Below are 21,568 nucleotides of genomic sequence, written 5' to 3'. Positions count from 1 at the left end.
ATAAATTACAACGCCCCTTTTCCGTAGAATACACCCTTTACAGTTTTATAAATTATAACAAAATCTAATGACACTGACCAGTTATTATAGTAATAATCATCTAACTTACATCTATCTTCAAATCCTACATCACTTCTACCATTGGCTTGCCACATACCTGTTATACCTGGTTTACAAGATACTATCGCATCAAAGTAGATATCCATATCTTCTTTTTCTCTAAAGAGATATGGTCTAGGTCCTACTAAAGACATTTCTCCTTTTAGGACATTAATAAACTGAGGGAATTCATCTAGTGATGAATTTCTTAGTTTATTACCTAAAGGAGTGATCCTAGGATCATTCCTTAGTTTTTTGTTAATAAGATACTCTTTTTTAATGGATGGATTTTCATCCATTAACTTCTCTAATACTGCTTCTGCATTAGGAATCATTGTTCTAAATTTATATATTTTTATAGTTTTACCATCTTTACCTATTCTATCTTGACAGAAAATAATAGGATCTTTATCTCCGTTTTTTACATACTTATATTTAATCATTAAGGCTAGTGGGATGTTGATAAGACATCCTACTAGTCCTGCTAATATATCTACTGTACGTTTTAGAATTCTATCTAGAATACTCATGGTAGATCTAGAAGTAGATACTAACAGTAATCCATCAAAGTCTTGTACTACAGAAGAGAATGTAATTAATCCTGTTCCTTCTACAAAGAACTTAATGTGACGTACTTTTCCATTAACATCTCTCATTACTTCTTCTGTTATTTTTCTTTCTACATCTGGTAATATTATTACAATTTGATTAATACGTTTTTTTAAGATTACTTCATCTAATTGATAATATCCATATTGTCCTAAGTTTATATGTTTAGAAGAAATAGTTTGTGTTTCAAACAGCTTTCCACCAAACTTAGGAGTTGCATCTAGTGACACCATTCCTACTACTTTTGTTAAAGCAAATCTATTGTTTTTAGTAATATCTAAATATCGTACTGCTTCTTTTCCTGTTCCTATTACTAGTGTCCTTCTTGCAATATAACTACGTAGTTTAACACGTAAGAATCTACTTAAACCTATTGCAAAAAGAAACATACTAACACTAATGCAACCATATAAGAAGATACTTAAAGGATAAGTATCTACTGAAACAAACATAAATATGGCGATGAAATAGAGAAACATTGCTTTAGCAACATTTTTCATTTCATCCCATATTAGTGTTGTTCTTTGTGAATAGTGTCCGTATGTAAACATAAAGATTAAGTATAAGACTAATGTTCTTATACTTAATTCTAAAGGAATGTTTAAACAGTTTCCTATTATTAAATATACTAATGATTCAATTGTTATTAAAAGTGTTGGTAATAATAACGTATTCAAAATAGTTCCCCTTTTCTTATTTATTCTACTGTAATGCTTTCTCCAGTCATCATAGCATTAATATAATCCGATACTTCTTGCACAGAAGAATCTACTGGATATTGTACTGATAGTTTTTGACTAGGATAACTTGCAGTATATGCATATGCACCACCGGTACCTTCTACTTGTACTGTTTGGAATGTCCATGATGCCATATCACTTATCTGCATTTTAATCAAGCTTTGGATTTCACTTTCTGACATGTTTGTTACAAACGATCCATCAATTGAGTTCAATATGGATGTGTAGTTTGTAATAATAGTTGGTGAAATAACCTTTTCAATCATTGCTTTTAGTAATTCTGTTTGATTAATACCACGATCATAATCTCCATTAGGAAGACTATATCTTTCTCTAACGAAACACAACGCCTCATATCCCTCTAACTGATTATAACCAGAGGAAATATAATATCCACCTGTAAGTGTTGTAAATGAATATTGAGAATATACATTTACACCACCTAATGCATCGACAATATCAATCAATGATGTGAAGTTTACTTTCAGATAGTAATTGATATCGATATCTAAGAAGTTCTCTATTGTTTCTACAGAAGTATTAATACCATAATTTCCTGCATGAGTTAACTTATCTTTCAATGATGTACTATAAGAAACATCTACATACATATCTCTAGGAATACTTGTCATTAGTATTTCTTTAGTAGTAGGGTTAACTGTTAAAATCAGATTCACATCTGACCTTGATACTGTCCCTACACTACCATATGTATCAATACCACTAATATAAATACTAAATGTTTCATTTGTTACATCTGCTTCTTTTGCAATATCTTCTATTTCTTCTTCTATTTCATATGTCCATATAACTGTAGTTTCACTATCAAAATTGGTATATGTATTTTCCATTGTAGTACGATATACTTCATTCATAATAATGGCATCTACTTCTCCGTTATAAAGACTTTCTGCCATATCTGCGAAACCACTAGATTCTACTTGTGATACACTTATTTCTTCTTCTAATGATGATAATGCTTGTGATATATTAGCTTCATCTGTATTTAGGTTAACTCCTAAAGAAAGTCCATCAATATCTGTTAGTTCTTCATACCCACTATCATTTAAAACAATAACGGATACTGTTTGTACTTGTGTAGTACCACCTGTAATACTACTTAATAGGTTACTCCCTTGTAATATATATACACTACCTATTAACATACAAACACTTACTAAAACACTTATTAACTTATAAAAGATATTTCTTTTTCTCTTTTCATTCTTTTTCATTTTTCTAAACATAAATATGAAAAATAAAATAAGTATGGCAATTATAACAATTAAAAATTTAAACGGAATCATATTTAATTGGTAGATAACTACTAACAATACCATTGTCGCTAACAATTGCATTATTGCAATTGTAGAAGTCTTTGTTACCTTTTTTATCATAACTAAATCTCCTTTTTTATTTGAATCATTTGTTAAAATTATATAGTAATTTCAACAAATTACAAGATTATGTATAGTTTTTAGAACAAAACATTCATACAATCATAATTATAACACAAAAAATATAAATCCCAAAATTCTATCACATAAACGTTCTCTTTAATTAACCATAGATATAAGTAAAAGTCAATGAAAACCCCGTAAAAATGGTAGGAATTTCATTGACTATTACTTTACATCTTATTCTATTGTATATACAGATATAAATTATAGTTATTATTACTATCTTTATTGTTTCATTACTGCTAAAACTACTATTCTCTCAGTCGATCCTGTTGTTTTACAAGTACTTAGTGCGATAACTTGATCATCGTTAGATATTTCTATATCACGATATACTTCACTATTTATAACAATATAATCAAGAAGAGATATAATCTCTTCTTGATAGCTAGGTGTATATAAGTAGATATCTTTTATATCTGTTACAAAAGATGCAAATACTTCTATGGTTACTTCTTTAGTAGTTGTTAATATACCTATATTATTGTTTTCCATATATTCACTGTCTAAATACTTATCTAACGAACCAAACATAGTTCCTGCTTGCATATTATGTCCGTATATAATTTGATAGTTATCACTTAAATCACTAGTATTACGGTAATCTAGAAAGATAGAACCAGATAAACTATATTCTCCTTCTAGGTTGGTACGGAGATATTGATTATTTGATTGTCCTTGTAAGATAGGATAATCGATATCTCCTAATTGAATCCAACCTTTTACATCAGAATAGTTAGTAATTATATCTAGTTTGCTTTCTTCTTCTATTTGAAGGGCTTGATAAACTGCTTGTGTTGATGAACCTCGATAGATAGCTATATAATCATAAATAATATATATGCTATATAGTTGTACTAATAATAGACTAATAAAAATAATACTATCTATTATCTTATTACAACATTTAACAATCATCTTTTATTCTTAGATATCCTATACCTATTAATGATGTAACTACTATTCCTAATACATAGGGAAGTATATTTAGAAATACTCCTGTTTCAGGTACTGTTAGTTCATAAGTTTGTGTAAAATCAATAGCTTCATTACTTGTTGCTAGATAATTACCATCTAGTAGTTCTCCTATTGGAGAACTACTAGTGATGTAGTTTTCTTCATAGATAGAGATTACTTCAAATGACATATCAGATACTGTGCTATAAATAGTGAAACTTTCATTATTTGTTAGTAGATAACTAGCTTCTCTATAATCTATATCATCTATATAAGCATTAAACTGATATCCTTTTAGTTCATCACTATAAACTAATGTTCCTTCTATAAAACCATGTTCATTACTATAACTTATATAATGATTCGTAGTTCCATCAAATACTTTAAATACTGTATTCTCACTAATATTAGTACCATTCGATAATATAAATGAAAAATCTTTCGCTAAATTAGCCATATTACCTGTAATTTCATTACTAACTACAACATCTCTTATAGACTCACCTCCTGCTTCACCTGGTACATATGGATCTTCCTCACTTCCATCACCTTCACTTGCTACAACACCAAATGAATGAACATATCCATCACTTTTAGATACATCATCTAGTTCACTTGTCATAATAATATTATCTATTTCATATCCCTCTAGCCCATTTACTACATACACATATAAATAACGACTCTCATTTACATCTTTAATAATTCCATACTGATATAAATCCTCTACCTTCACATCATTATAAGTACAGGCATCTATTGTTATTTGATAACAATAGACTCCTGTACTACTAAATATTAGGTTACTAAAATCAATGTTTGATGTTGTTGAAAAATATTTACCTTCTTTATTAGAGTTAGGGTCTAATATCAAATAATTAGTAAATACAGAAGCATCTATTGATACTTGATTAGAAGGCATTAATAAATTACTTTTTATATACTCTACTGCATAACTAAAAGATAAATTAGGTGCACTTACAGCATTTTCACTAACCATTAACTTAGATTCTAATACAAATATATCCTCACTAGCATAAACATCTTTACTCCCTACTATAAACATCATACATACCATCATAAATCCTATTATAATCTTTTTCATATTCTCTCCTTTTTTATATTCCTCGATGTCGTATTATAATACTCACTTTACCTACTATGTCTTGTCCCTCTATTATCTTTAGTAGTTGATTATCTTCATAATCAACTACTACTAGATAATAGTCTGCTTCCATGACTACTTCTTTAAAATCACTGTCCTCTACATAACACTTATTTATACCATTTACTACTAATATTCCTTCTTCTACATTCACCTCATCTCCTTCATCACCTAAGCATCTACCACAATATAATTCATTATCTTGTTTATAAACTATTACGTCATCTATATATATTTCTTCATATAGACGACTATAGAAAACAAGATCACCATCTTTTAAAGATGGATACATCGATTGACCATACTGTATAAATACTCCTAAAAATAATACTTGTACTAAATACAAACTAATAATGAATACTCCTACTTTTATTAGAACTCTTTTCATTTAACCCCCTTTCACTATAGAACCTACATTTATTTTATAAATGGCGGGGGTCTTTCATTATTTTTTTATATTTTTTTCTAATATTTCTAATTGTTTCCTCTACACTTGATTTATGTAATCCATGTTCTCTTGCATAACTTCTAATTGATAATTGATTTAACATACAGTGTTTAAAAACATCTAACTGATGTTTCGTTAGATGTTTCATAAAGTATTCTATTTCTAGTTTAAAAAACACATGACGTTCTAAACCATCATGTATTACTTTTCTCTCTATTTCACTATCCATTAAAATCAAACCCCTATATCCATCTTTTCTCCATTTACCTTCTACTAATCGATAAAATGGTATCCCTAAAGAATAACGATATACTTTCATTCCTTCACTCCTTAAAAAACAAAAAACTTTATTTTCTACTTCTATCTCTTCTTGTGTCTCTTTTATTTTTACATAGTACTTCTCTTCCACTACAAATAATATATATTCAAAATCCCTATGCGTTCTCATATCCCTCTCCTTAATAGTTTTATAGTAATATAAAACTATTAAGGATAACGTCCTTTGAAGCACTCCCATCTTTTTTTCATATTAGCTCCTTATAGACGTATCTATATAGTAGCTAATCTATAAGGAAAATACTTTTTTCTTGTCACAAACTACATGATTTTGTATTCTTAGAGGTGATTGTATATTCAATTCATACTAATTTGATAGAAATTATTAGTTTTTACTCGTTTTCTATTTACATTTATCTATTTTATGTAATAATGGACTAGTATATTAGAACATGGTATACGCTATTGTTGTTGTTATCGTTGTTTACAATTGAATAGATTTAAATAGATTTAAAAAATACTATACATTAAAAAACAACAGATCAAAAGATAATCCCCTGGTTATCTTTTTTTCGTTACATAAAAAACAAAAACGTGCTTAGCACGTTTTTTTAGTCTCTTGTATAAATATCTCTAGTATATACTTTATCTAATACATCATTTAATTCATCACTGTTTCTGTTTAAAAGAATAACATCAGATATTGCTTTAAATTCATCTAATGATGAGATAACTTTACTGTTATAGAATAGTTCATCTTTTAATGTTGGTTCATAGATAACTACTTCAATACCTTTTCCTTTTAATCTTTTCATTACACCTTGTATTGCAGATGCTCTAAAATTATCAGATCCTGTTTTCATTGTTAAACGATAAATACCTACTACCTTAGGATTACGTTTCACAATCATTTCAGAAATATGATCTTTTCTAGTTCTATTTGCATCTACAATAGCACCAATTAGATTTTGGGGAACTTTATCATAATTAGCTAATAATTGTTTTGTATCTTTAGGCAAACAATATCCTCCATATCCAAATGAAGGGTTATTATAGTGTCCTCCTATTCTAGGATCTAAAGATACACCATCAATAATTTGTTTTGTATCTAAATCACGTAACTCTGCATAAGTATCTAACTCATTAAAGAAAGATACACGTAATGCTAGGTATGTATTAGCAAATAGCTTAATAGCTTCTGCTTCTGTGCTTTCTGTAAATAATACAGTTATATCTTCTTTCATAGCACCATCTACTAATAAACCAGCAAATATTCTAGCTCTATCACTATCTTCTCCTACTACTATTCTAGAAGGATATAAGTTATCATATAAGGCACTTCCTTCTCTTAGGAATTCAGGTGAAAATAAGATGTTTTCAATACTATATTTTTCTTTCATATCTTTGATAAAACCAACAGGTACTGTTGATTTTACTACCATCGTAGTATTTAAGTTCATTTCTTTTACTGAAATGATGACATCTTCTACACTACTTGTATCAAAATAATTCTTTTCTACATCGTAATTAGTAGGTGTACTAATTACGATATAAGTAGCATCTTTAAATGCTTCTTCTTTACTTGTTGTTGCTTTTAAGTTTAATTCTTTTTCTTTGAAGAATTTTTCTATTTCGTTATCTTGAATAGGTGATATACGATTATTTATCATTTCTACTTTTTCTGGAATAATATCTAAAGCTACTACTTCATTATGTTGTGCTAATAATGTTGCTAATGATAGACCAACATAACCTGTTCCCGCTACTGCAATTTTCATATTTCAATTCCCCTTTTTATAATTTCTTTGCTATTATAACACCTTAAACAATAGATTGCTATTAGTTGGTAACAAAAAATCAGTAAATTATTAGTCCAAATTTAAATAACAAACATTTCAAAAGTTTTACAGTTAAACGAAATTTAATTCTTGTATTTCCTTATTTAATAGGTATTTTTTTATCAAATTATATAAAAATAGTATTCGTACTTTATTATACACTCTCTATAAGATGATATTCATGTCAAAAAGAATGAAAACTACGAAGTCTATAAACTTTGAATCTTATTTTGTTATGACCTCATTTACTTAAAACAATCTATCTTGGTTCTTTAGATAAATTCTAGCAAAAGCACTAATTCCAAACAGGGATTAGTGCTTTTGCTAGAATTCTACTTGATCATTAAGAATATCCGATATTACTTTTGCAACATTACTTGTTAGTTTTCCATTTGTTTTAGTAATATCATTATTTATATTCTTTTCTTGATTTATTGCTATTTGTATGTCTTTAGATAATTCACTTATACGCGAATTCTTTTTTGCATTCATACCGGTTGTTTTTCTAAATAAATGAGCTATAAAACGTTGATTCCCTACTTTTTGATTGCTAACAATCTCCTGTTCATGAGGAACAATAATCTCATCCAATGAGTTTTCAATATGCAACAGTAAGAATAACTCGAATCCAGGGTTTGTTATTGCAAGAATATTATCTTTTGAAGCTTCTTTAATTAAAGAATCATATCTTTCTTTATTCTCTTCATAGATATCAGCATCAAAGACAATAATCATTTCGTCATGATTCTTATCAAATTGTCTGTTATTATTTTCTTTAAATTTGTTAGCCAACTCCATTAATTTTATAGGATGCGATAAATCTTTATCTTCTTTTGTTTTTTCAAGATACTTTATATCAATAGAAGCATGTATTCCTAATTCTCTCTTCCTATCAATTAAGCTCTCAAAATACCATTTCTCCGTATTTTGCCCTTCACATATAATATAATAACTTTTGAAAGGTTCTATTTGTTCTTTGTTATCATCACTTCTTACAAACCAATTAGAATATGTTTTAAGGGGTGCCATAATCAGACCTGCCTATTCTCAAAATCTTTAAATATTGGTATAGCACCATATCTTCCAGATAAATATGCTTTACTTAAAAAAGTATCATATCGTTCTTTAAAACGATCTAAAGAGTATATTTTACTACAATTATTTTTATCTCTTTCTACAAACCATATTTCATCTCTTCTAAATAGATCTGCATCCATAATAGACGATTCATGTGTTGTAAAGATTAATTGTGTTCGCTTAGAAAAGTTTTGTTGGTGGAACAATTGTAAAAATTGATAAGTAAGTTTTGGATGCAAACTACGCTCTAATTCATCAACAATATATATTTTATTCTCCTTCTTTTCTAGAAGCATATCTAATAAATCTAGTAATCTTCTAGTTCCATCTGACTCTTCTTTAAAATCAAAATGATACTGTGAATTTATGTGTTCTAACTTAATAGTTGTAAATAAAATAGTTCCATCTTTCGAACATTCAATGTTAAAGAAACTCTTTCTCGATCTTAGTGATACTTTTATTTCTTGATTTCCACTCTCGTTTGTTTTCTTTAAGATATCCGTTACTATATTCACTAATATATCTTTCGATATTTCTTTGCTTACTTCTTCATAAGATATTTCTTCTATATTTATACAAGATATACCAGTATCAAAAGTTGTAATTAGTTTATTTATGAAAGATAATGACGCTTCATCATAGTAATACCTAAAATCCGTTATAGGTACATCAGCTTTAAATATTTCCACTCCTTCATAAAACCAATTGTAAACATCCTTAAAGATAGAAAGCTTAGTTCCCTGTGAATAGTTTTTCCCATTATTCATAAAAGTTAAAAACAATAAATTAGATGTTTCATTGAAATCACCTAAATAAGTTTCCATGCGCACTTGATCATTCTTGGCAAGTTTTATTCCTATTACTGGTTTCTTCCCCTCTTCTCTATGAAATACATTTTTCGAACTACCATTTTTATTTAATTGGTATAACCATTCCTCACTAATAATTCTTTGACTTAGAATGGAAGAAAAACCATATGCATATACTTTATTTCCAATAGCGAAAGTTGTTTCAAAAACACTTGGTTTATTTTCATTCTCTTTTTGAGTTCTACAAAACATACTTGAAGAATTTCGTGGCATATTATCACATATACTACTTTTCATAAATGAAAGAACTTCTATTAAGTTCGATTTCCCAGAAGCATTTGCTCCATACACTACTGCATGTTTTAGTATGGAAGCTCCCCCAATTTCCATTTTATGTTCTTGTGAAGTCTGGATTTTACTCGAAGTTATCATACTTAAGTCTATTTCATCATTAAATGATAAAAAATTACTAACCGATAATTTAATTAACATCTTAAACCCTCCTCTTCTTATTACATAAATATTACTATAGTAATGTTATTCAGTCAATAATAATAGCATATTTAGAGAAAACTTCTCTAAATATGCTATTATATCCTATAATTTGATAAAATAACTATTCATAAAACTGAAAGATAAATTATCTCTTATAAAGCACTCCTATTACACAAAGTTCTTTTGAAATGAACAATAGGACATTGTGACCAAGTTTATTTAGCGTAAAAAGAGAATAAGTTATATGTTATAAAGAGATTATTATAATTGGTTCACATTTTATGACAATTTTCTGTCAATAACTTTTGAAAATGTCTCGTTTTAATGAAAACATTTGCGTTAAGCATATACACGTTGTGTATGTGCTTTTTTCACTTGTCTATCAAAGGACGCCTTCTTCCAAGGATGAGTCATTGGAGGTATGTAAACATTCTTTGGTTTTTCTTCTTCTACAAAATCGATATTTTCGGATACTTTTTTATGACTTTCTAATTTCTTTAATTGATACACTGCTTCATCAACTGTTACAAGTAAGGTTCCATCAAAAGCTTTGATAACTAAACATTCCGTTTTAGGCATAAAGCATTGTAACTTAGAGTCTTTATCATACACTTGGTAAGTATTATTAAAATATTTAATAGCACTTCCTCTGTCTATTTTTCTAGGTGTTAATATTGCTAGAGTATAATTGATCTTTTCTTGTGTTGGTTTTTCTTCCATGACACTAGGGAACTTTTTATAATTTAGTGCAAACCTTTTATTGAAGTCAGGAATGAAATACTTTGTTAGATACTTATTTGCTTCTTTCATTGTAGTAATCCCCTTCATTCTAAGTTCTTGTACCAGCCTTCCTTGAAATGTTCCATTGGCTCTTTCTATGGTACCCTTAGCTTGTGCAACACTGGTAGTAACAATATCAGTACCAAACTGTTTACAGGCATAACCAAATTGAGTTAGGACATCTTTATCAGAAGTACGTTTCGACTTGTTGATAGATTCATAGTGAAATACAGTACGATTATCCGTTTTAAACTGATAAGGAATGCCATAATCCGTTAATATTTGCTTATAAACATGATAATAACCACGTAATGTCTCTTGTTCTTGAAAATATCCACCAACGATGGTACCGGTACAAACATCAATAGCTAGATGCAAACAAGCTTTATTTAATCCAAACCAAGGATGGATAGAGCCATCCATCTCAATGATTTCTCCAAAGTATTTTGGTTTTTCTTGTCTAGGATGACTATCTTCAATATCTATTAGATGATTAACCATAATATCTATATCTTCTTCTGTTTTTTCTTGGTTTTGTTTTAAAAGCAACAGTTCTTTTTTCTTCATAGCTTTTCTTGTCAGTTTCCTTATTCTAGGAGAATGAATATTCTCCTTCATAAGAAGTTTATATAAATAGTTATAAGATACTTGGATATTTTCCCAATCATTTAATAAATCTTTAAAATGATTGAAGTTACAATCATAGTATTTTTCTTTATAAAGTTGTATAATCCTAGTAGAGATTGATACATCTATCGATGTACTAGGTTTCTTTGAACGGTTGCCATGCACAAAACTAGATTTACCTTTCTCTTTATAATTTACAATAAGACGATCAATTTGACGCCTTGATAAGCCTAGTGTAACAGCAGCGCTATTTTTATTTCCGTTGTTATCCACTAGGTTTTTAATTACTTCATATTTTTGTTGTTCATTCATTCTTAGATCCACCTTTTTCATTTATCATCACCTCAGTGATAGTATATAGTTTTTTGAGACATTTTCAAAAGATAACTACTAAGACATTATCATAAGTTAATCAGTATTGGTTCACATTTTATGACAATTTTCTTGTAATTAATTTCTCTTTTTGTATAATAGAGAGCGTTCTATATTAAAGGGGGGAAATAAAATATATGCAAGTAGCTATTTTAGATCATCATTTCAGTGATCAAGAAATTCTAGTTAATAAAATATTTGAACATTGTCTTTGTCCTATAAAGAAAAACAATGTATTTATTAGTCAATATAATGATAATAAAAAATTCATTGAATCTCTATATCATGGAGATGATTACCAAATAGTTTATCTAGAAGTATCAAGCATTGACTCAAATACATTTGAGGCAATGAAGGAGTTATTACCTTATTGTACTATTATACTAATTACAGCCAATGAGGACTACATCCCGTTCAATAACTTCGAAGTACTACTAAAGCCTTACGATAGCCAGCGTATCATTGATACGCTGGTTTTCTTTTCGTTTTTATGACAAATTTCTTGCTTTCTTTTTCTAGTTTAGTATAATAGTGAACATTCTGTATTATAAGGGAGACTTGCTATATGAAAGTTGCTATTGTGGATCGTTATCTTATCGATCAAAAAACTCTATCTGATGAAATATGTAAACATTATTTCTATCCAACAAAGAAAGAAGATGTATTTGTATATCAATTTGATGATAACAAAGAATTTATTGAATATATGTATGATGGTGTAGACTTTAGAATCGCTTACCTAGAAGAATCTAGCACTGATCTAGTTACTTTTAAAACAATCCAAGAACTATTACCTAACTGTGCTATCGTGCTTCTCACATCACGTAATGACTACATTCCATTAAATAACTTCGATATCCTAACCAAACCATATGATAGCCAGCGTATCTACGATACGCTAGTATATCATATGGATGCTACTAGAATAAAACCTAGATATATTAGAGTGAATGAGAGAAGAAGAATACGATATATTGATACTGATTCCGTCTATTATTTAGAATCTAACTACGGTAAAGTATATGTTCATACAAAAGATACTAGTTATGTAGGAGAGTATCGTTTCTATAGACAGTATGATGAATTATTATGTATTCATGGTTTTATTAGTATTTCTCAAAGTCTATTAATAAATGTAGATAAAATAGTATCAAGTAATGGAATTGATTATCATTTAGATGATGGGACTATCTTACGTGCTAGTCAACGTAAAAGAGCAGAAGCTTTTCGTTATTATCAACAATTTAAAGAATCAGTTCCATACATATAATAGTTTATTCTATTACAGTTACTTAATGAACATAGGTTATTAGATATAATACAAAGGTATAAGAAAACAAAACCTTCTTTATATGATCCTAGAACTATTGTTATAAAATAATGAATAATGCATATAATATGTGAACTACTCGACAATTGAATTACCGAGGTTTCCCGCTTGTCATCCTAAAAATTCATTTCTTAATATCAACCCACTTTTCCCTTTTATTTTTTGCATTATGCCACTAGGACTGTATTTTGGCAATGTGTTTACACATTCATCCCACTCCTAAAGGAGTGGGCATTCTGCTTGTTTTCTGTAAGTTATGAATCATTGATGTGTTTAAAAAAGGAACTAATGAATGAATAAGATTCTTGTCTTATGCGAAGGCAGTAATAAAATGCAAATTATAGATATGTTATTAGATAATGATTTATTAAGGTTCGCTACCACTTATAGCGTACATATAAGAACCACATCAATGCCCAAATCATAAAGAGTATTCATCAAATGATGAATACTCTTTATGATATTGATTTCTATTTATTCTTTTATACTATTTTTTGTTAACACTCTTCTTTGTTCTATGACCCAGAACTATTATTAATCATCTAATAATAAGATTGCTCTTTGTTTCATAATTATTTCTAATTTCTTCAACCTTTTATTATTCAATTTATACCTTGTTTTCGTATCAAAATGAAAATCTAATAATTTCCTTAATTTCATTCTTTGCCTATGTGTTATGAAAGGTTTCACATGTTCTATAAAGTCTTGATAACACGCTGGTCTTCTTGTTTTTACATACTCATCTATGTTTTCAAAATCACTATCCATGGCATAACACAATAATGATAACCCATTATCAAAGATAGGTGCCGGAGCAATAATTTTATTTGTTCTATTATCTATTAATAATCCAAAATTACCTAAATGACGATCCTCATTTAATATGATTGCATCAAACACTAACATATCTATTAATTCTTGATAAAACTCATCACCTAGCTCTAAATAGTAATCTTCTACAGCTTTCATACCTCCGCTTTTTACCAATCTTCCTATGGAAATAAAAGAAACATTTAAATCTGTAAATAACTCACATGTCGAACACATTCTCTTTTTCCATCTAGATAAATTATAATCTATATGATTCAGTCCCATTGCTCTTGCAACTTCACTAGCATAAAACTCTGAATATGGTTCTAAACCACTATTTGCAAAACCTTCTGTACCTGATTTAAATAACACTATTTTTCCGTTTAGTCTACGCCAAGACTTAGCAAGCATACCATTGGTAGTAAATTCTGGAGATGATTGAAAGGATGTTCTTGTATTATTTCCATATCCTGTAAATGCAATCGATGCAATGGTTGTATTGAAAGAATTGATATATAAGTTCTTTTTTTCAAAACTATCTTCACAACCTTCTTTTACTACCCAATAACAATCATTCAAAGATAATCCTAAACATATATCAATGATACCTTTTGTATCTTTTTCATTCAGATCCATCTTAGATAAAAAGTTTGTAACATATGCTCTATTCCTTGGTATTGTCCTTTTTTCCAACCATCTTTTTAATGACTTATTATCACTACTCATATCCAACGGCAACATAGGAACTAATTTATGATTTATAGTTTTAATATCAACTGCAATTCCATCATCTGTCGTTTCCATAGAAAAATATATTAAATTTTCATCAAATCTTTTCAATATATAGTCCATAGAACCTCTCTTTCTTCAAGATATTATATCCTGTTTTATCCCTATTAATCACATTCATTACTACTTATAGTATACATTAATTATGTATTCATCTCAATAGGGTGACTAGCAAGAATACAGATGGCTTACACTAACTTAAGGATAAAACTATTTATCTACATTTACTAAACAAAAAGGGGCAATCATCCTACGATGAATACCCCTATACTGATTTAGATTTTATCTATTATTTCTAAAAGTAAATCCCATCCCTAAAGAAGTAAGCATTCTGCTAGGTTATTGTAAACAATGAGAATTCAATGCATTTACTTATTTTATATAAAATCGTACTCCTTATAATCCTTTGAATAATTAACATCCATTAATCCCATCGATGTCAAATCTCTCGATAATTCTCTAATTCTTTTTTCATAATCATCATTATCATATCTATTTTTCCATTCTGCAATATACTCAAATAGCTTATTTTCCGTTACATTCTCATCATAAAGTTGTAATTGATCAAAAGAATATAAAATCGTTGTAACCAATTCAGATTGCTGAGTATCTTTCAACCTACGAAACAATTGAAATACACTGTTAACATTTTCTTTGTCTTTTTGCGAAAACATATCGGGATCAATTGTAAAATTCTTGTTCACGGATAATAATATCATGTTGCCTTGTTCTATTTCACAAATTAAATTATTGTTCGATAATATCGTAAGCATTTTCTTTATGTCGGGTGAATATGGTCCATATGTTCCTTTTATAAACTCAAGTCCTAAGTCTGTACCAGACCTTGATAATACATAACATATTTTTTGAAAGATTGTTCTTCCTACCTTTATAGAATACTTTGATTTTGATAGGTATGACACTAAATATAAAACTAAAAACCAGTTTTCATTCATCTTTTCATGAATAATTCCTTCTTTTAGAGGATTCTCTGGCAGTTTAGTCAAAAACTGTTCAGATAGTTGATCACTACTTGTACCAAATGGCGCATAAATTTCTATTTCAATTGGTAAATCTATCAATTTTTGGTACATGATTGGTCCCACTGTTAACCAGTCTAATCCTCCATTCCCACACCCTAAAGGAGGGAATGCAATAGAGCTGATTTCCAATTTTCCATAATTTTCGACAAACCAATCTAAGCCAGAAACAATATATTCCAACTTTGAGGAAGAACGCCAATGTTGTTTTGTGGGAAAATTGATAATCCTTACTTTCCCATTTTCATAATAAGGATAATTTTCTCCTATGATAATTTGCTTTTTATCGCATTGTTCTTTATACTCATCAAACATTTTAGGGAATTGTTTCTTATATACTTGAGCAATGCCTTTCCCCATAACACCTACACAATTGACAGTATTAACTAGAACTTCTTTATCAGAGTTAAAAATATCACCTATTTTAATTTTAATCATTCTTCTAGTCCCCCTTTATTTTATTGGAAAAAAATGTTTTTATCTATTTCTATTGGAACACCTAACGAGAATTCTTCAACTAAAGATTTTGCTTGTTTGGTCGCGACTTTTATCTTAACAAGATATTGAATTGGAACACTGTTATATACTAGGACTTCTGCACATTTTTTTGACTTTTTTTCTATTTCAATAAGATAATCGTCATCTTTCCAATATTTTGCTAGAATCAAAGGGAAATCAAGATGCTTAAGAGCTTCCTTGGGAGCGTCAAAAAGAGCGATTTCAGCTGCTGCATTCCTATCAGATACTATAGTCCCCTCTATGTCTAATACCTTCTTATCAACACATATAACACATACATCATCAATATTCCTATTTCTACTTATGCGATACATCATTGGGTTTCGAGCATCTATATACAAGTTAGCATAATCATGAAGATATGCATGATTTGGAACTTTTTTAGTTTCTCTTATTTTTTGAACCTCATGATCAGATAAATCTATAGGTGTTGCAATACCTAAATTTATTAAGGAATTTTTAGATAGTAAACCATACATAAAAATACTTTCAAGATTCCTCAAATCATTAATATTATATAAAAATTCTATCATTTTATACTCATATGATACTGGATCCATCTTTATCCTCCTATTTTATTAAACTGTCTTATCATTAATTATATACATATTATAATGAATTTCTTTATTATTTTCAATAAATTATACATAAGTTCCAACATAAAAACGCATAAGAAGATAGTATAATATTACAGTGCATTTAGAAGGATTTTAAGATAAAAATAAACTATAACTGCTACTTCTGTCATTATGATTTTCTCAATAATGGATTTAAATAGTTACCTCACTATAATAATACTTCTCTATCTGACACATATTATGAAATGATTAAAGAACTATTAATACATTAATTAAAGGTATTTGCCTATGCAGGGTATAACTATCAGATACCTAGTGCCATTTCTTTTTTCGAAGATACATTTCTTCCAGGTTTGAATTTAACAGTCACTTCACATTTATTCAGCAACTTTCAAATCAAAGTCTTTGATAAACGGAATCCCTCCATAAACACCACTTAAATAATCTTTTTCAAAAGATGCATCATTTCTAACTTTAAAATTCGATAATGCAATCAGTTTAGAGTATCCAAATTCATCTTTCTCTACAAACCAGATTTGATCCCTCCTAAAAAAACGTTTATCTAATAGCGTTGTATCATGTGTTGTGTATATTAATTGTGCTTGCTTGTTTTGTTGATTATTAAAAAGATCAACAATAAACTTGAGTAATAATGGATGTAGCTTTGCATTCATCTCATCAACTACTATTGCTAGTCCTGTCTTAATCGCAAGACATGAATGGATAAAAATTGAAATACTTTTTAAAGTACCTTGTGATTCATGAAAGAGATTCAATGTGTATTTTTCTCCATTACTTCCTATATGCCCAGTATAATATTCGAGTTCACCATCTTTTTCCATATAAAAGATATCCTTAATACCACTATCAATTGCTACTAAAAAAGATAAAAGTTTTTCTTTTTCTTTATCTATAATTGGTTTTAAAAAATTATTCAAAAAACTTGGTGATTCATATGCATCAGATGTGATAACAGTTGTATTTAATATTGCTTCATAAACATCATCAAACACTTTTGTTTTTAATCTTAATTTATTAAACCATGATAAAACTAACGTTTCTTTAGGAAGCTGTTCTTTATAAATATCACATTCTTTTTTTACACTGGCCCCAAACGTTATTTTACTGCGCTCTCTTTCAAATATCATTTTTGTTCGATTAGTAGCTATATTTTTAATATACAACCATTCGCTTACAATTTCCTCATCATTATATTCGAATCCATAATTAAATTCAAAATCATCTAAAATTTGAATTACTTGAAATTCTGTATTATCCTTTTCATTTGCAAACTTAAAAGGATTATATAATTTCTTTATAATAATCTCATCATTATCTGAATTGTTTAAAGATTCTTTAATGATTTGATGAAAAGCATTCATTGCAAAAAGTAAATTTGACTTTCCACTTGCATTCGCACCATAAATAGTAGCAACTTTTAAGAAATTTTCCTTCATTCCAACATCTATCAAGTTATACTCATGTTCTTTATAAGAACTTATCGCACACATATCCAAAATAGCTTCCTCTTTAAATGATAGATAATTTCTAACAATAAATTGTACTAACATTTTCATCACTCCCTTTTCTATATTATATATTATGTCAAAATATTTGTGAAATATTCACAAATTATTTATGATAATAATATATATTTGATATTGTCGTACTTTTTATTAAACTTATTTATATATAATAGTAGAATCAATAATCAGATTTCGCAGAGAATCTTTTATAAACAAACTAGTCATACGTCTATACTGGTTAGATTGTAGATACTACAATCTATATCAGACTCTGATAATAACATAATATCATGCTGATTCCCTGTATTCGTATGATAGCCAACGAAGTTTGTTTTAACAATACCATTCTTTGTAATTTTGGAAATCGGCTATCGATAGCCGAAGATCCACAAACAATCTGTTTTGCTCAATAGCGTATTTAAAAAGCATTTCACTATTTTAGTGAAATGCTTTTCTTTGCTTATAAAAATCCTGCCATTGCTCCAATAATAATTCCTGCAAATATTAATATTCCAAATAATATAATTGCATTTAGTACCTTTATAATGATAGGTCTATTCTTTTCAGGAATCTTATCGTACATTAGTTCTTTTTGATTTATACGTTGTTCTTTTAATATTTCAACAGCTTCTAAATCAGTCATTTTTGTTTGTACTTCTTTGTTGTCTTCCATGCTTTCTATTTCTTAGCTATATATTTACGTAAGTCTAATGCTACAGCGACTACGATAACTAAACCTTGAGCTACATAAGTATAAGCAGGGTCAACTCCTAAGAATTGTAAACAGATTTTTAATGTTTCAAATACTAATACCCCAATTAAGATACCAGATACTTTACCAACACCACCGTTAGTAGATACACCACCGATAGTACATGCTGCGATAGCTTCCAATTCGTAACCTAACCCAGTTGCTACTGAAGCACCACCAGATTTAGCTGCTACTAAGAACCCAGCAATAGCATATAAACAAGCTGCTAAAGCATAAATTTTAACTTGAACTTTTGCTACGTTGATACCTGCAACTTCTGCTGCATGTTCGTTACCACCAATAGCGTACATATATTTACCATGACGAGTTTTATTATATAAGAACCACATTAGTGCCCCAATAACTAATGCATAAATTACCAAGTACGGTACACCAAACAAACTACCTGTTGCTGCTCCAGTAAATGTTGATTTAAATCCACCTAATGGTTGAGATCCAGTATATACACTACAAATACCATAAATAAATGTTTGCATACCTAATGTTGTAATAAATGGTGGTACTTTCAAGAATGCGATAATCAAACCACTTATTGCACCAAAGAATGCACAGACAATGATTGCACATAATAAACCACCGATTACAGGAATATCTCCTAAACCTGGGAAAAATTTAGATGCATAGTCTGTTTTTTGTAATAATGTTGCACAGATACATGCAGAGAAACCAACCATACGCCCAGCTGATAAGTCAGTACCTCTTGTAATTAAACATCCAGAAACCCCACAAGCAATAATGAAACGAACTGATGTATTAGAAGCTAAGTTCTTTGCATTACTGATTGAAAAGAAGTTCTTTTGTGTAAACCCTACGTATAGAGCCATGATAATAATTAAAATTAAAATTGAATTTTTTTCAAAAAAATCTTTAATATAATTTGTATCAATTTTCTTTTTTGTCATTTCCATTTTTATATCCTCCCTTAAGCAAAACTTGTTGCCAATTCCATAATATTTTCTTGGTTTGCATCTTTTCCATCAATTACACCTGTAACTCTACCGTCACACATAACCATGATACGATCCGACATACCAATTAACTCACTCATTTCAGATGAGATTAAGATAACGCTTTTTCCTTGTTTTGCAAGTTCTGCAATAATACAGTAAATTTCATATTTAGCACCAACATCAATACCTCTAGTTGGTTCATCTAAGATAAAGATATCTGGATCATTTGCTAACCATCTAGAAATTAATACTTTTTGTTGATTCCCACCAGATAATGTTTGAATTAGCGTTTTATTAGATGGTGTTTTAATTGATAATTTTGCAACATTCTCATCTACTAATTGTTCGATTTTCTTATCATCTAATACAATACCTGCATTTAAGTATTTATCTAATGATGCAATCGCAACATTATCAGAAATAGATAACACACCCATAATACCAGTAGCACGTCTGTCTTCTGTTAACATCGCAATTCCTGATTGGATTGCATCTCTAGGTCTATTTATTTTGATTTGTTCTCCATTATATCTAATATTTCCTTTAGAATGGCAACGTAACCCAAATAAACCTTCCATTAATTCTGTACGTTGAGCTCCAACTAATCCACCAACTCCTAAGATTTCACCTTTTTTTACATCAAAGCAAACATCTCTAAAGCTTTTTGGATTAATAGAAGTAAAGTCTTTTACTTCAAATACAACTTCTCCAGGTACATTTTCTCTTTTTGGATATAGGTCCGTTAATTCACGACCAACCATTTTTGTAATAATAAAGTCAATTTCTAATCCTTTTGCATCATATGTTCCAATATATTTACCATCACGCATGATCGTAACTTCATCTGAAATTTTTAAAATTTCATCCATTTTATGAGAAATGTAAACAATTGATACACCTCTATCACGAAGTAAGTTAATAATATCAAATAATTTATCAACCTCTCTAGAAGTTAATGATGATGTTGGTTCATCTAAGATTAATATCTTACAATCAACACTTACTGCTTTTGCAATTTCTACTAACTGCATTTGAGATACACTCAATGTTCCAAGCAACGCTTTTTCATCATAATCTAATCCTACTTCTTTTAGTGCCTTTGCAGCTAATTCATTCATTTTTTCATGATCAATCACTTTCAATGGCCCTGCTTTTTTTGTCGGATAACGACCTGTGAAAATATTTTCTGCAATACTTCTTGCAGGTATTGGTTGTAACTCTTGATGCACCATTACAATCCCTCGGTTTAATGCATCTAATGGGTCATTAATAACTACCTTTTCCCCTTCAAAATACATTTCACCTTCATTCATTTTGTAAATACCGAACATACATTTCATTAATGTACTTTTCCCTGCACCGTTTTCACCCATTAATGAGTGCACAGTTCCTGGTCTCAGATTCAGATTTACCCCATCTAAAGCTCTAACACCAGGGAATGTTTTAACAACGCCTTTTAGTTCTAAACGATATTCAGACATAAGCAATCCTCCCTTTATACT

At 29.0% G+C, this 21,568-nt stretch carries 19 protein-coding genes; 2 read left to right on the top strand and 17 right to left on the bottom strand.

Annotated features, from left to right (window positions below; translation table 11 throughout):
* Positions 1-5: 5 nt before the first annotated feature.
* From LRR82_RS10565 to LRR82_RS10520, 10 genes are all read right to left on the bottom strand, one after another.
* Positions 6-1,385 (bottom strand): exopolysaccharide biosynthesis polyprenyl glycosylphosphotransferase, encoded by a 1,380-nt coding sequence (locus LRR82_RS10565; RefSeq protein WP_249029411.1) that lies wholly within the window; start codon positions 1,383-1,385, stop codon positions 6-8.
* A 20-nt stretch (positions 1,386-1,405) separates the two neighbouring features.
* Complete coding sequence (locus LRR82_RS10560; RefSeq protein ID WP_249029410.1) at positions 1,406-2,845, bottom strand: LCP family protein; 1,440 nt, start codon at positions 2,843-2,845, stop codon at positions 1,406-1,408.
* 288 nt (positions 2,846-3,133) lie between these two features.
* Complete coding sequence (gene srtB / locus LRR82_RS10555; protein ID WP_249029409.1) at positions 3,134-3,826, bottom strand: class B sortase; 693 nt, start codon at positions 3,824-3,826, stop codon at positions 3,134-3,136.
* Positions 3,816-4,970 (bottom strand): hypothetical protein, encoded by a 1,155-nt coding sequence (locus tag LRR82_RS10550; protein WP_249029408.1) that lies wholly within the window; start codon positions 4,968-4,970, stop codon positions 3,816-3,818. Before LRR82_RS10550 ends, srtB begins: the two co-directional genes overlap by 11 nt.
* 13 nt (positions 4,971-4,983) lie before the next feature.
* Complete coding sequence (gene lepB / locus LRR82_RS10545; protein WP_249029407.1) at positions 4,984-5,418, bottom strand: signal peptidase I; 435 nt, start codon at positions 5,416-5,418, stop codon at positions 4,984-4,986.
* Between the two features lie 34 nt (positions 5,419-5,452).
* Positions 5,453-5,926, bottom strand: a complete 474-nt coding sequence (locus LRR82_RS10540; RefSeq protein ID WP_249029406.1) for a hypothetical protein — start codon at positions 5,924-5,926, stop codon at positions 5,453-5,455.
* A 439-nt stretch (positions 5,927-6,365) separates the two neighbouring features.
* Positions 6,366-7,532, bottom strand: a complete 1,167-nt coding sequence (locus tag LRR82_RS10535) for a nucleotide sugar dehydrogenase (RefSeq protein ID WP_249029405.1) — start codon at positions 7,530-7,532, stop codon at positions 6,366-6,368.
* A gap of 384 nt (positions 7,533-7,916) precedes the next feature.
* A complete protein-coding gene (locus tag LRR82_RS10530; protein WP_249029404.1) occupies positions 7,917-8,621 on the bottom strand; it encodes an RloB family protein in 705 nt (234 codons plus the stop codon).
* Positions 8,622-8,623: 2 nt separating this feature from the next.
* A complete protein-coding gene (locus LRR82_RS10525; protein WP_249029403.1) occupies positions 8,624-9,970 on the bottom strand; it encodes an AAA family ATPase in 1,347 nt (448 codons plus the stop codon).
* Positions 9,971-10,312: 342 nt separating this feature from the next.
* Positions 10,313-11,692 carry an ISNCY family transposase gene (locus LRR82_RS10520; RefSeq protein WP_249029402.1) on the bottom strand — a complete coding sequence of 460 codons (1,380 nt, stop codon included), beginning with the start codon at positions 11,690-11,692 and terminating at the stop codon, positions 10,313-10,315.
* 197 nt (positions 11,693-11,889) lie between these two features.
* On the opposite strand from LRR82_RS10520, the gene LRR82_RS10515 reads away from it, so the two are divergent.
* Positions 11,890-12,246 (top strand): hypothetical protein, encoded by a 357-nt coding sequence (locus LRR82_RS10515; RefSeq protein WP_249029401.1) that lies wholly within the window; start codon positions 11,890-11,892, stop codon positions 12,244-12,246.
* Positions 12,247-12,317: 71 nt separating this feature from the next.
* Entirely contained in the window at positions 12,318-13,022 is a 705-nt protein-coding gene (locus LRR82_RS10510) for a LytR/AlgR family response regulator transcription factor (protein ID WP_249029400.1), read from the top strand.
* 594 nt (positions 13,023-13,616) lie between these two features.
* Here LRR82_RS10510 and LRR82_RS10505 read toward each other — a convergent pair.
* The 7 genes from LRR82_RS10505 to LRR82_RS10475 form a co-directional block, all read right to left on the bottom strand.
* Positions 13,617-14,744 (bottom strand): HipA domain-containing protein, encoded by a 1,128-nt coding sequence (locus LRR82_RS10505; protein WP_249029399.1) that lies wholly within the window; start codon positions 14,742-14,744, stop codon positions 13,617-13,619.
* 314 nt (positions 14,745-15,058) lie between these two features.
* Positions 15,059-16,159 carry a type II toxin-antitoxin system antitoxin DNA ADP-ribosyl glycohydrolase DarG gene (darG, locus tag LRR82_RS10500; protein ID WP_249029398.1) on the bottom strand — a complete coding sequence of 367 codons (1,101 nt, stop codon included), beginning with the start codon at positions 16,157-16,159 and terminating at the stop codon, positions 15,059-15,061.
* A 20-nt stretch (positions 16,160-16,179) separates the two neighbouring features.
* Positions 16,180-16,800 (bottom strand): DUF4433 domain-containing protein, encoded by a 621-nt coding sequence (locus LRR82_RS10495; protein WP_249029397.1) that lies wholly within the window; start codon positions 16,798-16,800, stop codon positions 16,180-16,182.
* 395 nt (positions 16,801-17,195) lie between these two features.
* Positions 17,196-18,389 (bottom strand): AAA family ATPase, encoded by a 1,194-nt coding sequence (locus tag LRR82_RS10490; RefSeq protein WP_249029396.1) that lies wholly within the window; start codon positions 18,387-18,389, stop codon positions 17,196-17,198.
* 415 nt (positions 18,390-18,804) lie between these two features.
* Positions 18,805-19,017 (bottom strand): hypothetical protein, encoded by a 213-nt coding sequence (locus LRR82_RS10485; protein WP_249029395.1) that lies wholly within the window; start codon positions 19,015-19,017, stop codon positions 18,805-18,807.
* A 5-nt stretch (positions 19,018-19,022) separates the two neighbouring features.
* Positions 19,023-20,024, bottom strand: a complete 1,002-nt coding sequence (locus LRR82_RS10480; protein WP_249029394.1) for a galactose/methyl galactoside ABC transporter permease MglC — start codon at positions 20,022-20,024, stop codon at positions 19,023-19,025.
* 14 nt (positions 20,025-20,038) lie between these two features.
* Positions 20,039-21,547 carry a sugar ABC transporter ATP-binding protein gene (locus tag LRR82_RS10475; RefSeq protein ID WP_249029393.1) on the bottom strand — a complete coding sequence of 503 codons (1,509 nt, stop codon included), beginning with the start codon at positions 21,545-21,547 and terminating at the stop codon, positions 20,039-20,041.
* Positions 21,548-21,568 lie beyond the last annotated feature (21 nt).

The organism is Tannockella kyphosi, assembly GCF_021054785.1.
In the GTDB taxonomy this organism is placed as follows: domain Bacteria; phylum Bacillota_I; class Bacilli_A; order Erysipelotrichales; family Coprobacillaceae; genus Tannockella; species Tannockella kyphosi.
The sequence above is the reverse complement of the archived record's forward strand: the minus strand, read 5'-3'. Positions and strand labels throughout refer to the sequence as shown.

Coding starts and splice junctions, on each gene's coding strand:
- LRR82_RS10560 (WP_249029410.1), bottom strand. CDS start 2,845: ATGATAAAAAAGGTAACAAAGACTTCTACAATTGCAATAATGCAATTG.
- srtB (WP_249029409.1), bottom strand. CDS start 3,826: ATGATTGTTAAATGTTGTAATAAGATAATAGATAGTATTATTTTTATT.
- LRR82_RS10550 (WP_249029408.1), bottom strand. CDS start 4,970: ATGAAAAAGATTATAATAGGATTTATGATGGTATGTATGATGTTTATA.
- lepB (WP_249029407.1), bottom strand. CDS start 5,418: ATGAAAAGAGTTCTAATAAAAGTAGGAGTATTCATTATTAGTTTGTAT.
- LRR82_RS10540 (WP_249029406.1), bottom strand. CDS start 5,926: ATGAGAACGCATAGGGATTTTGAATATATATTATTTGTAGTGGAAGAG.
- LRR82_RS10535 (WP_249029405.1), bottom strand. CDS start 7,532: ATGAAAATTGCAGTAGCGGGAACAGGTTATGTTGGTCTATCATTAGCA.
- LRR82_RS10530 (WP_249029404.1), bottom strand. CDS start 8,621: ATGGCACCCCTTAAAACATATTCTAATTGGTTTGTAAGAAGTGATGAT.
- LRR82_RS10525 (WP_249029403.1), bottom strand. CDS start 9,970: ATGTTAATTAAATTATCGGTTAGTAATTTTTTATCATTTAATGATGAA.
- LRR82_RS10520 (WP_249029402.1), bottom strand. CDS start 11,692: ATGAATGAACAACAAAAATATGAAGTAATTAAAAACCTAGTGGATAAC.
- LRR82_RS10515 (WP_249029401.1), top strand. CDS start 11,890: ATGCAAGTAGCTATTTTAGATCATCATTTCAGTGATCAAGAAATTCTA.
- LRR82_RS10510 (WP_249029400.1), top strand. CDS start 12,318: ATGAAAGTTGCTATTGTGGATCGTTATCTTATCGATCAAAAAACTCTA.
- LRR82_RS10505 (WP_249029399.1), bottom strand. CDS start 14,744: ATGGACTATATATTGAAAAGATTTGATGAAAATTTAATATATTTTTCT.
- darG (WP_249029398.1), bottom strand. CDS start 16,159: ATGATTAAAATTAAAATAGGTGATATTTTTAACTCTGATAAAGAAGTT.
- LRR82_RS10495 (WP_249029397.1), bottom strand. CDS start 16,800: ATGGATCCAGTATCATATGAGTATAAAATGATAGAATTTTTATATAAT.
- LRR82_RS10490 (WP_249029396.1), bottom strand. CDS start 18,389: ATGTTAGTACAATTTATTGTTAGAAATTATCTATCATTTAAAGAGGAA.
- LRR82_RS10485 (WP_249029395.1), bottom strand. CDS start 19,017: ATGGAAGACAACAAAGAAGTACAAACAAAAATGACTGATTTAGAAGCT.
- LRR82_RS10480 (WP_249029394.1), bottom strand. CDS start 20,024: ATGGAAATGACAAAAAAGAAAATTGATACAAATTATATTAAAGATTTT.
- LRR82_RS10475 (WP_249029393.1), bottom strand. CDS start 21,547: ATGTCTGAATATCGTTTAGAACTAAAAGGCGTTGTTAAAACATTCCCT.